The organism is Flagellimonas alginilytica (assembly GCF_042134605.1).
GTDB classification, from domain to species: domain Bacteria; phylum Bacteroidota; class Bacteroidia; order Flavobacteriales; family Flavobacteriaceae; genus Flagellimonas; species Flagellimonas alginolytica.
This window is the reverse complement of the sequence record NZ_CP169638.1, coordinates 2561732-2575455: the sequence shown is the minus strand read 5'-3', so window position 1 is coordinate 2575455 and position 13724 is coordinate 2561732. Positions and strand designations below refer to the sequence as shown.

The window sequence follows — 13724 nt, the reverse complement described above, 5'->3', positions numbered from 1 at the left end:
AAAGGGCCGTTTTAATTTGTTTTGAATCAACGTCTACTCATAAATTATGAATTCCGACCTTCTATTGAGCTGATGTTGTTCCTCTGAACATTGTACGCCGTTGGCACAATTGTTCACCAATCGGGTTTCCCCGAATCCTTCTCCTTTCAATCTTTCTGAAGATATTCCTTTGGATACCATATAATCAACTGTTGATTGTGCTCTTTTTTGCGACAACCAAAGGTTATATGCGTCCACTCCTCTACTATCGGTATGCGAGTTGACCTTTATTTTTAAGCTCGGGTATTTTTCCATAGCCACGATTACCTTTTGTATTTCTATTTCTGCGTCCGGCCTGATATTGTATTTGTTAAGATCAAAGTAAATCGTGCTCAATTGAAGTAGCTTTGCCAAATCGTCCCCAAAACCTCCGGTAACCAAATCGCGTTCCAGATAAAAATCGACAATTTTCGGTTTTCCATCGGATATGGGCAAATACTCTTCGGCCGGAACATATCCGTCCCGAGAGGCCCGCACAAAATTGCCTTTGGAACAATCCAATTCCAAAATATAATTTCCGTTGGAATCCGTTATGGTAGAGGAAACCTCATTATTTTCCTCATCAATTATTTTTACTGTTGCCCCTGCCAACACTTCATTGGAAATTCTATCTCGTACGGTCCCGGTAATTTCCTGAATACAATCCAACATTAGAGGTTCGTTCTCCACAAACTCATAAATATCATCGTCTCCCATTCCCCCATCCCGGTTGGAAGAGAAATAACCAGTTTGGTCGCCCGGATCGTATATGTATGAAAAATCGTCCTTGGGGGTGTTAATGGGTCTTCCCACATTGACCACCGGTTGTGTATAATCGTTGTATGCAATCTTGGTCGCGAACACATCCAACCCACCTAATCCCTGATGTCCATCCGAAGAAAAATAGAGCACACCATCAGTAGAAATAAAAGGAAATGTTTCCCTTGCCATGGTATTGATGTTACTCCCCAGGTTCTTGATCGGGCCATAGGTGCCATCACCAATAATCTCGGTAACGAAAATATCCGATTCTCCCAGACTTCCCGGCATATCGGAAACAAAATAAAGTTTCTTGCCGTCGGGGCTTAACATCGGATGGGCCACGGAATATGAATCACTATTAAATGGAAGTTCTACAATATTCGTCCATATACCATCAATATTCTCGGCACTATAGATCTTTAGCCTTATAATTCCTTCTTCATCCTTTTTCTTTCTTCCATCGAAAAAATTATTTCGTGTAAAATACATCGTAGACCCATCTTTGGAAACTACCGAAGTGGATTCGTGCAGTCTGGTATTTACCTCTCCCCCCAACTTTACCACTTTATTGTTGGATATACTGTCGGCATTCACTTTGTAGAGATCCAAAAAGTCCCTGGCGTTCCAAGTATGGCGGTATCGCGCAAAATTACCTGTGTCGCGGTCAGAGGCAAATATGAGTCCTTCTTCGTAATACGCTGCTGCGAAATCGGAATACTTACTGTTATAAGGAAACTGTTTGACAGAATACCTTCCTGAATTCTTTTCAATTTTGGCCATGTAATCTTCGTCATAGTCTACCATGGACGATGTCATTTCCTTGAAACTGGCCATAATTTTTGCTGCATCGTCATATTCGCCTACCGACTTTAAGCTTTGTGCATATCGGAATACATCTTCCACCGACATCTGATCAGGGTATGTTGCCTCCAATTTTTTGTAGATTTCGGCCGCTTCTTGGTATTTAGCGTTGAAGTAATAAGAATTCCCCAGTTTCTTTAATAAATCTGCAGAGGTATAGCCTTTATCCAGCACTTTTTTATAGATATCTATGGCGGGACTAAAGGAATATTGATTGTAGCGTTCGTCCGCCTTTTCCATTATCCGAACCAGTTGTTTGTTGGGGATACTATCTTGCTGGGCCGACACTTTAACAATACCTCCGCAAACGATAATCAATAATGTGAGTAATCTTTTCAGCATTCCGGTCTAAATTAAAAGAATCTTGGTGATATGGTCCTTTGGAACGACTTTAACAATTCCAACCTTAAGAAAACTTCAAATGAACCATCGTTAAACTGCGTTCCGCCCAATTCCGTGGTCTCGCGATCATAAGCCAACCCTAGCATAATCTGGTCGGTAACCTGAAATCCTACCAGGCCACTTACTGCAGCATCCCATCGATAGGCCGCTCCAAAACTGAACTTATTGGCAAATAGGAAACTGGCGGAAAGATCTACTTGCAAAGGCGCACCGCCAACAGCTTTGGTAAGCAAAGCAGGCTTAAACTGCAGGTCGGCACCCAAATCGAACACATATCCGGTTATCAAATAAATATTCATTCGTTCTGCTGAGAGAAAGTTGATACCATCGTCCGAATTATCGTTATCAAAATATTCGGATTCCAACACGTTAGGGGCAGAGACACCTGCATAAAACTTATCGGTATGATAGTAGATCCCCAATCCAAAGTTTGGAGTAAACCTATTATCTATATTGTTCTGGTTGACCACTTCTTGGTCAAAATTCCGCAACCCATTAAAGTCGAGGCTCAACATGTTTCCCCCTGCCTTTAACCCAAAGGATAATTTTGCATCCATGGAGACATCGATCGTATAGGAGACCACAGCATCCAAATAGGTTTCTTGGACCACCCCGTCGCCAATATTGTCGTTCACAATGGAAATCCCATATCCCAACCTACTGTTTCGTATGGGAGAATGCAAGTTCAAGGTAAAGGTTTCCGGTGCTCCATCCAGACCAACCCATTGCGAACGGTACAAACCGGCAAAACTTAATTGTCCTCTGGAACCGGCGTAGGCAGGGTTAACACTCAAAGTATTGTACATGTATTGGGTGTACTGTGCATCTTGTTGGGCCTTTGCGCCTGTAATGATCGCGCCAACAAACAACAATGCTATAAAAAAATGCTTCTTTATCATTCTATCAAAATAGTTACCTGCTTATATAAATGTATTCGGAATCCGTGAAACTTCCTTGGGCCGTTTCATAGTTAAAAATATAAAAATAAACCCCGGCCGGTAGATAATCATTAACGCTAATAGCCGATTTACCTCGAACCCGTCCATCAAAAACATTGTTCACGTTATCGTAATTCGCACTTTCGAAAACTTGGGTTCCCCAACGGTTGAATATTTTCAATGTGCTCGACTTTATGTACTCGACCCCTCGAATAAATAGGAAATCGTTCTTAAGGTCTCCATTAGGGGTCAACATTTGATTTACTTCGATTTCTTCTACAATCACCGTAACTATAGCAGTGTCGCAATTATTTCCGTTTGCAGCTTCGCAAATGGTATATTCTATGGTATATATTCCTATCGGTGTACCAGGGAACACCCTTATACTGCCATCTTCTTCGACAGACAATTCGTTCGTAGGTGTCGATGTGAGTATAACATCAGTAATTGAAACGGGATTGTCATTGAGGGTATCGTTGTCCAGAACATTACTATTTTCTATTGGTCCCCCGCCGATTCCAGTATTATAGGTATCGTCCACTGCATCAATTACATTTTCCATCCCTTCTATAATCTCAACGGCCACTGTTGCTGTATCACAATTATTGACATCCATCACATCGCAAATCGTGTATTCAATGGTATAGGTTCCCGCCTCGGTTCCGGGGACTACGCTGATGGTCCCGTCCGCATTGATGGTCAACTGGTCCGTTGGCGTGGAGGTCAACACCACATCTGCCAAGGAAACAGGTTCTCCATTATATGTATCGTTGGATAGCACATTGCTGTTCGGAATGGTTCCCCCTTCTCCCGTTTCCGCCGTAAACATATCATCTACGGCATCCAGTACATTGCCCGGTCCTTGGAGCACCTCAACGGTAACCGTAGCGGTATCACAATTATTGACATCCATCACATCGCAAATCGTGTATTCAATGGTATAGGTTCCCGCCTCGGTTCCGGGGACTACGTTGATCGTACCGTCCGCATTGATGGTCAGCTGGTCCGTTGGCGTGGAGGTCAACACAACATCTTCCAAGGAAACAGGTTCTCCATTGTACGTATCGTTGGTTAGCACATTGCTGTTCGGAATGGTTCCCCCTTCTCCCGTTTCCGCCGTAAACATATCATCTACGGCATCCAGTACATTGCCCGGTCCTTGGAGCACCTCAACGGTAACCGTAGCGGTATCGCAATTGGCGGAATCGGCTACATCGCATATCGTGTATTCAATGGTATAGGTTCCCGCCTCGGTTCCGGGGACTACGTTGATCGTACCGTCCGCATTGATGGTCAGCTGGTCCGTTGGCGTGGAGGTCAACACAACATCTTCCAAGGAAACAGGTTCTCCATTGTACGTATCGTTGGTTAGCACATTGCTGTTCGGAATGGTTCCCCCTTCTCCCGTTTCCGCCGTAAACATATCATCTACGGCATCCAGTACATTGCCCGGTCCTTGGAGCACCTCAACGGTAACCGTAGCGGTATCGCAATTGCCGGAATCGGCTACATCGCATATCGTGTATTCAATGGTATAGGTTCCCGCTTCGGTTCCGGGGACTACGTTGATCGTACCGTCCGCATTGATGGTCAACTGGTCCGTTGGCGTGGAGGTCAGCACAACATCTTCCAAGGAAACAGGTTCTCCATTGTACGTATCGTTGGTTAGCACATTGCTGTTCGGAATGGTCCCCCCATCTCCCGTTTCCGCCGTAAAGGTATCATCTACGGCATCCAGCACATTGCCCGGTCCTTGGAGCACCTCAACGGTAACCGTAGCGGTATCGCAATTGGCGGAATCGGCTACATCGCATATCGTGTATTCAATGGTATAGGTTCCCGCTTCGGTTCCGGGGACTACGCTGATGGTCCCGTCCGCATTGATGGTCAACTGGTCCGTTGGCGTGGAGGTCAGCACCACATCTTCCAAGGAAACAGGTTCTCCATTGTACGTATCGTTGGTTAGCACATTGCTGTTCGGAATGGTTCCCCCATCTCCCGTTTCCGCCGTAAATGTATCATCTACGGCATCCAGAGCATTCGCTCCGATTTCTATATAAATCGTGGCAGTTGCGCACACACTTGGGTCGGGCAGTATGTTGCACACCTGATACACTATGGAAACGGTGGAATTTGATTCAGATGTTTCCGGTATATAGTTTACAAAACCAGTATCATTATTAAAAACAACTACTCCAACAGCGCTGCCTCCGATTCTTTCAATATTGGTAACACCGACATTGTTAGGTGCATTGTTGGGAAGAAAATCATCATTCTCCAAAATGTTTATTGCAACCTCAATAGTTGCGGGTGTCGAACCAAAATCGTCATTGGCATTTACCGTCAAAGGGTCAGGGTCCGTATCATTGGGGTTTCCGTCGCCATCACAATCAAGGGATTCCCAATTTGCAGATTGCGGCAGGGTAACACTTTCTGGATTATAATCGCACGGATCTAAAGGATCCGTACCATCTTCCTTCTCATCGCCGTTGGTGACCCCATCGCCATCACAATCGGCGTCTATCCAAGTAGAATCGGGGGTGACGGTTTGACTTTCCAGTTTAAAATCACAGGAATCCAAAGGATCGGTTCCATCTTCTATCTCGTCGCCGTTGGTAACCCCGTCGCCATCACAATCAGCATCCAGATAGTCCCCACTTTGTGGCAGGGTTACACTATCCGGGTTATATTCGCATGGATCCAATGGGTCTGTGCCATCTTCCTTCTCATCGCCGTTGGTGACCCCATCTCCATCACAATCCAAGTTCTTCCATTCCTGGGACGGTGCGCAATCCTGGTGCTCCAAAACAAAATCGCAAGGATCTAGTGGATCTGTACCGTCTTCCTTTTCCTGGCCATTACTTACCCCATCTCCATCACAATCCAACTTCTTCCATTCCTGGGACGGTGCACAATCCTGGTGCTCCAAAACAAAATCGCAAGGATCTAGTGGATCAGTACCGTCTTCTTTTTCCCTACCATTGGTAACCCCATCCCCATCACAATCCATTTTTTTCCATTTGTAAGACGGCGAACAGTTCTGGTGTGCCAAAACAAAATCACAAGGATCTAAGGGATCGGTACCGTCATGCTTTTCCCTGCCATTGGTAACCCCATCCCCATCACAATCCATTTTTTTCCATTTGTAAGACGGCGAACAGTTCTGGTGTGCCAAAACAAAATCGCATGGGTCATTTGGGTCTGTACCATCTATATTTTCCTGATCTGTGGTAACCCCATCACCATCACAATCGTCGCTTCCGTAACAAAACGACAAAGGATTCCATAACGAAGTTCGCTGAAAATCAAATGTAAGGGATTGAGAGTTATAGCTATTTTCTAGATCGAGACCTAAGGGAGTTGTAAAATCATAAGTATTGGCTGCACTAAAATGTGATGCAAAGCCAAATACCACAAAGAACATCGTAAACACGAACTGCTTGTGTAGCGGGTTATTTAGTCTCACAAAAGTAATTTTGTCCATAAATGATAAGTTTTGGTCAACTATCACCATGGCAAAAAGTGGTTCTCGTAATTGTAAGAAAATTGGGGTTTTCTTGTTTGTTTTAATGTCACTGGTCCATTTGACACATCTCGACACAATTACGTCACATAGTTAAACTATTTGACTATCACCTCCTATTTTAATCGATAAAAGGCATGTTCATCAACATTATTGACTGGATTGTCGATTCACCAATGGTATATAACCCACACTTTAATGGTCAGTGCTATTAAAACGGCCGAAAAATACTTCACTTTTTCGTTTTCACCGGTTTATTTCGGTAATTTTTTTCCAATAATATTAACAATCGTGATTCGTTGCCAAAATTCGGGGCATAACAGATAAATCCACTATTTTTGCCGAAATTTTTGTTGATGGAATTTCAAAAGGAAATAGCGAAACGAAGAACCTTTGGTATCATTTCCCACCCGGATGCCGGTAAAACTACTTTGACCGAAAAATTACTTTTGTTCGGTGGTGCGATCCAAGAAGCGGGAGCCGTAAAAAGCAACAAAATAAAAAAGTCCGCCACGAGTGACTTTATGGAAATCGAAAGACAAAGGGGTATTTCGGTCGCTACTTCGGTTTTAGCGTTTATTTATAAGGACAAAAAGATAAATATCCTGGATACCCCAGGGCACAAAGATTTCGCCGAGGACACATTCCGGACCCTCACCGCGGTGGACAGCGTTATTGTTGTTATTGATGTGGCAAAAGGTGTGGAGGAGCAGACGGAAAAACTCGTCGAGGTCTGTCGTATGCGAAATATTCCAATGATCGTTTTCATCAACAAATTGGATCGTGAGGGAAAAGACGCTTTTGATCTCTTGGACGAAGTAGAACAAAAATTAGGTTTGTCCGTTACCCCTTTAAGCTTTCCGATAGGCATGGGATACGATTTCAAGGGAATCTACAACATCTACGAAAAAAACATTAATCTGTTTAGCGGCAATAGCAAAAAAAACATCGAGGAGACCATTGCTTTTGATAACCTCGACAATCCAGAGCTTGAAGAAATTATCGGGGCCAACGCAGCCGAAGAGTTACGCGGCAACTTGGAACTGGTAGATGGTGTTTACCCGGATTTTGACAAAGAAGCCTATCTTAAAGGTGAGTTGCAACCTGTTTTTTTTGGTTCTGCACTGAATAATTTTGGCGTACGTGAACTGTTGGATTGTTTTGTGGATATCGCTCCCTCTCCCAGACCAAAAAAAGCCGAGGAACGTTTGGTCAAGGCAGACGAAAAGGATTTCTCCGGATTTGTATTTAAAATACATGCCAACATGGACCCCAAGCACCGGGACAGATTGGCTTTTGTTAAGATTGTTTCAGGTACTTTTGAACGCAACACTCCCTATCTACACGTAAGACAAGGAAAAAAGCTAAAGTTCTCCAGCCCAAACGCATTCTTTGCAGAGAAAAAAGAGATTGTGGACATCTCTTATCCAGGGGATATTGTGGGGCTTCATGATACGGGCAACTTTAAGATAGGGGACACTTTGACCAGCGGTGAAGAACTGCACTACAAAGGCATTCCGAGCTTTTCTCCCGAGCATTTTAGATATATCAACAATGCAGACCCAATGAAAGCCAAGCAACTGTACAAGGGAATTGATCAATTAATGGATGAAGGTGTCGCCCAGTTGTTCACCCTGGAAATGAACGGAAGGAAAGTTATTGGAACCGTTGGTGCTCTGCAATATGAAGTTATCCAATATCGATTGGAGCACGAGTACGGGGCCAAGTGTACCTATGAAAATTTTCCGGTCCATAAAGCATGCTGGGTAGAGGCAGAAGATGAAAACAATGAGGAGTTCCAAGAGTTCAAAAGGGTAAAGCAAAAGTTTTTGGCTACCGACAAAAGAGGGCAATTGGTGTTTTTGGCAGATTCCCCATTTTCGTTACAGATGACCCAACAAAAGTACCCTTCCGTAAAACTGCACTACACTTCAGAGTTTGAATAATCCTTTTTTTAACCAACGCATACAACGTTGAAAACGAATTGATTATATAAGTTCATATTTCTTTTTTTTGTACATTGATTGGTATAACCAATTAATTAAGCAAACTATGACAACTACAGTAAAACCGCCTACTTGGTTCTGGGTGGTAAGCATTATCGCACTTTTATGGAATTTAATGGGTGTTTTCAACTATCTCAATCAAGCTTTTAACCAACAGGCTATCTTAGAAACTTTAGACCAAGCACAACGTGAAGCTTTCGAAGGCATACCGGCATGGGCCACGGCAGCATTTGCCCTTGCTGTATTCTCCGGAACTTTGGCCTGTATTGGACTACTGTTGCGTAAAAAATGGGCCCGGCCACTATTTATTCTTTCGCTATTGGCCGCAGTGGTTCAATTCATCCATTGGTTGTTTATCTCCAATGCCGTGGAAGCTTTTGGACCTTCTACATATGCCATGCCCGTAATTGTGATAATAATTGGGATTTACCTGATTTTATTCTCTAAAAAGGGAATTGAGAAAGGTTGGTTAACATAAAATCAATAAAAAAAGCCCCTTTTAAAAAAGGGGCTTTTTTTATGCTTCTCCAGTAGGGCCAAAATTCAATGGAATCGGAGGTTGCTCATAGTCCTGAATTGTTCCATGGGCACTTTCGAACCTATTTACATTTTCATTTAATGCCTTGAGCAGTTTTTTGGCATGTTGTGGCGTTAGGATTATTCTGCTTTTCACCTTTGCCTTGGGAGCGCCCGGCATCAAACTAATAAAGTCCACCACAAACTCTGATACTGAGTGGTTGATTATAGCCAGATTGGAATATGTTCCTTCCGCTGTTTTCTCGTCCAACTCTATATTGATCTGTTTCTGATTCTTCTTTTCTTCAGCCATATCTGTTCTTATCTTAAAAAGAAAACCCCGACCTAAAGGCCAGGGTTTATTTTTATTTAGAATTTAAATTCCTCTTTTCGGGCCATGATCTCATCGTACTCCTCTTTGGAACCTACAATGATACTGTCATAATCCCTCATACCGGTACCGGCAGGAATCTTATGTCCTACAATTACATTTTCCTTCAATCCTTCCAAGGTATCCACTTTACCGCTAACCGCAGCTTCGTTCAACACTTTTGTAGTTTCCTGGAACGATGCCGCAGAAATAAAGGATTTGGTCTGCAACGATGCTCTTGTGATACCTTGCAGGATCGGCGTTGCTGTTGCAGCAACTGCATCTCTTGCAACCACTAAGTTCTTGTCCTCTCTTCTAAGAATAGAGTTCTCGTCCCTTAGCTCACGTATGGTTAAGATCTGCCCTGGCTTCAATCTTTCGGAATCCCCGGCATCTTCCACAACCTTCTTACCGAAAATCTCATCATTTTCGTTGATAAAGTCGTCTTTGTGCACCAATTGATTCTCCAAGAAGATAGTATCACCTGGATCTTGGATCTTAACTTTACGCATCATTTGTCTTACAACAACCTCAAAGTGTTTGTCGTTGATTTTCACACCCTGTAAACGATATACCTCTTGTACCTCGTTCACCAAGTATTGCTGTACTGCGGATGGTCCTTTAATGGCCAAGATATCTTCCGGTGTAATGGAACCGTCGGACAATGGCATACCGGCACGTACGTAGTCGTTCTCCTGAACCAAAATCTGGTTGGACAATTTAACCAAGTACTTTTTGATATCACCTGTTTTGGATTCTATAATGATTTCGCGGTTACCTCGCTTGATCTTACCAAAAGATACTACACCATCAATTTCCGAAACAACTGCTGGATTGGATGGGTTACGGGCCTCGAAAAGCTCGGTCACCCTCGGAAGACCTCCGGTAATATCCCCTGCCTTAGCAGATTTACGTGGGATTTTCACCAAAATCTTACCTTCCTTCACCTTTTCGCCATCATCGATCATAAGGTGTGAACCAACCGGCAAGTTGTACGAACGCAATGTTTCTCCTTTACCATCCTTGATCAACAAGGTTGGAATAAGTTTTTTGTTCCTACTTTCGGAGATTACTTTTTCTTGGAAACCGGTCTGTTCATCGATTTCTACTTGGTAAGTAACCCCTTGCTCAATGTTTTCGTAGGCTATCTCTCCAGAGAATTCGGAAACAATTACACCATTATATGGATCCCACTCGCAAATAACAGTTCCCTTTGCTATTTTCTCACCATTTTTAATGTACAGCTGAGAACCATAAGGGATGTTGTTTGTACTTAAGGTAATTCCTGTTTTTGGGTCAACAATCTTAACTTCGGATGTTCTGGAGATAACAATATTGGTTTTTCCACCTTCACTATTTTCTCCTTCTACCAACCTTAGGTCCTCGATTTCGGCAACACCATCAAATTTAGACTCCAATTTGTTGTCCTCGGAGATGTTACCTGCAATACCACCCACGTGGAAGGTACGCAACGTTAACTGTGTACCAGGCTCACCGATGGACTGAGCGGCAACAACACCTACGGCCTCACCTCTTTGTACCATTTTATTGGTAGCAAGGTTACGTCCATAACATTTGGCACATATACCTTGTGGCGCCTCGCACGTTAACGGTGACCTTACTTCTATCTTCTCGATCGGAGCTGCTTCTACTCTTTTAACATCGGCTTCATTGATCTCTTGACCTGCTCTTAGGACAAGCTCTTCGGTCAATGGGTTATAAACATCGTGTAAGGATACCCTACCTAGGATTCTCTCACCCAAAGTTTCAACAACTTCCTCATTTTTCTTCAAAGCTTCCACTTCGATACCTCTCAAGGTTCCACAATCTTCGCTATTAACGATAACATCCTGTGAAACATCCACCAAACGACGGGTCAAGTATCCAGCATCCGCAGTTTTCAAAGCGGTATCCGCAAGACCTTTACGTGCACCGTGGGTAGAGATAAAGTATTCCAAAATCGATAATCCTTCCTTAAAGTTGGAAAGAATCGGGTTTTCGATAATCTCTCCACCTCCTGCTGTAGATTTTTTAGGCTTGGCCATCAATCCACGCATACCGGTCAACTGACGAATCTGTTCTTTGGAACCCCTCGCACCAGAATCCAACATCATATACACAGAGTTGAATCCTTGTTTGTCTTCACGAATTCGCTTCATGGCCAACTCGGTCAACATGGCGTTGGTAGAGGTCCAAACATCAATTACCTGGTTGTAACGTTCGTTGTTGGTAATAAGACCCATGTTATAGTTCATCATAATACCATCAACTTGTCCATTGGCCTCTTCGATCATATCCAATTTTTCGGCCGGGATGATAATATCACCCAAACTAAAGGACAATCCACCTTTAAAGGCAAAATCGTACCCCATGGCCTTGATCTTATCCAAAAACTCCGCTGTAGTAGGCACATCGGTCACTGCAAGTATGTCCCCAATAATGTTTCTAAGGGCTTTCTTGTTCAATACCTGGTTGATGAATCCTGCTTGTTCCGGCACTTCTGTGTTGAACAATACACGACCTACCGTGGTTTCTATAATTTGATAGACCAACTCACCTTCTTCGTTAAAGTCCTTTGCCCTAACCTTGATTCCGGCGTTAAGCGATACTTTTTTCTCGTTGAAGGCAATCTCCACTTCTTCAGAAGAATAGAAGGTCAAACCTTCACCCAACACAGGCTCTTCCGGTGTGGATTTTTTATGCTTGGTCATATAATACAATCCCAAGACCATATCCTGAGATGGTACGGTAATCGGGGAACCGTTTGCTGGGTTAAGGATGTTCTGTGAAGCCAACATCAATAATTGAGCTTCCAAAATGGCCTCTGGCCCCAATGGCAAGTGAACTGCCATTTGATCCCCATCAAAATCCGCGTTAAATGCGGTACATGCCAATGGGTGCAAACGAATCGCCTTACCTTCGATAAGTTTAGGCTGGAACGCTTGGATACCCAAACGGTGCAATGTGGGGGCACGGTTCAACAATACTGGGTGCCCTTTAAGGACGTTTTCAAGAATGTCCCAAACTACGGGCTCTTTCTTGTCTATAATCTTTTTGGCAGATTTAACCGTCTTTACGATACCTCTTTCTATCAACTTACGGATGATGAACGGCTTGTAAAGTTCGGCAGCCATATCTTTAGGAAGACCACATTCGTACAATTTCAATTCCGGTCCAACAACGATTACGGAACGAGCAGAGTAATCCACACGTTTACCCAAAAGGTTTTGACGGAAACGACCTTGCTTACCTTTCAATGAATCGGAAAGGGATTTCAATGGTCTATTTGATTCCGTTTTTACCGCAGATGCTTTTCTTGTGTTATCGAAAAGGGAATCCACCGCTTCTTGAAGCATACGCTTTTCGTTCCTCAAGATCACTTCTGGCGCCTTGATCTCCATCAAACGCTTCAATCGGTTGTTTCGGATAATTACCCTACGGTACAAATCGTTCAAATCTGATGTGGCAAAACGACCACCATCCAACGGTACCAACGGGCGCAATTCCGGCGGAATCACAGGAATCACTTTCATGATCATCCATTCAGGGTTGTTCTCCCTGTTGTTCTGTGATTCACGCAATGCCTCGACTACCTGAAGACGTTTCAATGCTTCGGTCTTACGTTGTTTTGATGTTTCGGTGTTCGCCTTGTGACGTAGTTCGTACGACAATTGTTCCAAATCTATTCTGGACAAAATGTCAATCAAACATTCGGCACCCATTTTGGCAATGAACTTATTGGGATCGGTATCCTCCAAGTATTGGTTCTCGGTAGGAATGGATTCCAAAATGTTCAAGTATTCCTCTTCGGTCAAGAAATCCATTTTGTGGATTTCCTCACCTTCTGGACCTTTGGCAATACCAGGCTGGATAACCACATACCTTTCGTAGTATATGATCATATCCAACTTTTTGGAAGGCAATCCCAAAAGGTATCCTATTTTGTTTGGCAGTGAACGGAAGTACCAGATATGCGCTACGGGAACCACAAGATTAATGTGCCCCACGCGATCTCTACGTACTTTTTTCTCCGTTACTTCAACACCACAACGGTCACAAACGATTCCACGGTAACGGATTCTTTTGTACTTACCACAGGCACATTCATAATCCTTAACGGGACCAAAAATACGCTCGCAGAACAATCCATCACGCTCTGGTTTGTGCGTTCTATAGTTAATGGTTTCGGGCTTCAACACCTCTCCACGGGACTCTGCCAAGATTGACTCTGGAGAGGCCAATCCGATGGAAATTTTGTTGAACCTTTTTTGTGCGTTATTATCTTTTATTCTAGCCATAACAATATGGTGATGATATAGTTAATGTAA

The 13724-nt window shown here is 43.4% G+C and carries 7 protein-coding genes; 2 read left to right on the top strand and 5 right to left on the bottom strand.

The annotated features are described in order from the left end of the window. Positions 1–33: 33 nt before the first annotated feature. The 3 genes from ABTP35_RS11465 to ABTP35_RS11455 are packed head-to-tail and all read right to left on the bottom strand — an operon-like array spanning position 34 to position 6465. The gene (locus ABTP35_RS11465; protein ID WP_293296267.1) at positions 34–1983 is read right to left on the bottom strand and encodes an OmpA family protein; all 1950 of its coding nucleotides are present in this window, start codon (positions 1981–1983) and stop codon (positions 34–36) included. Between the two features lie 11 nt (positions 1984–1994). Continuing rightward, on the bottom strand, positions 1995–2942 hold the full coding sequence (locus tag ABTP35_RS11460; RefSeq protein WP_224837701.1) for a type IX secretion system membrane protein PorP/SprF: 948 nt from the start codon (positions 2940–2942) through the stop codon (positions 1995–1997). A 13-nt stretch (positions 2943–2955) separates the two neighbouring features. Continuing rightward, the gene (locus ABTP35_RS11455; protein WP_375334199.1) at positions 2956–6465 is read right to left on the bottom strand and encodes a gliding motility-associated C-terminal domain-containing protein; all 3510 of its coding nucleotides are present in this window, start codon (positions 6463–6465) and stop codon (positions 2956–2958) included. Between the two features lie 395 nt (positions 6466–6860). Between ABTP35_RS11455 and ABTP35_RS11450 the strand changes: the two genes are divergently transcribed. Next, entirely contained in the window at positions 6861–8450 is a 1590-nt protein-coding gene (locus ABTP35_RS11450; protein WP_224837699.1) for a peptide chain release factor 3, read from the top strand. 106 nt (positions 8451–8556) lie between these two features. After that, on the top strand, positions 8557–8988 hold the full coding sequence (locus tag ABTP35_RS11445; RefSeq protein WP_224837698.1) for a hypothetical protein: 432 nt from the start codon (positions 8557–8559) through the stop codon (positions 8986–8988). A gap of 39 nt (positions 8989–9027) precedes the next feature. Here the strand turns inward: ABTP35_RS11445 and ABTP35_RS11440 are convergent, their stop codons facing one another. Beyond that, a complete protein-coding gene (locus tag ABTP35_RS11440) occupies positions 9028–9339 on the bottom strand; it encodes a DUF3467 domain-containing protein (protein ID WP_224837697.1) in 312 nt (103 codons plus the stop codon). A gap of 56 nt (positions 9340–9395) precedes the next feature. After that, on the bottom strand, positions 9396–13694 hold the full coding sequence (gene rpoC, locus ABTP35_RS11435) for a DNA-directed RNA polymerase subunit beta' (RefSeq protein ID WP_293296272.1): 4299 nt from the start codon (positions 13692–13694) through the stop codon (positions 9396–9398). Between the last annotated feature and the right edge of the window lie 30 nt (positions 13695–13724).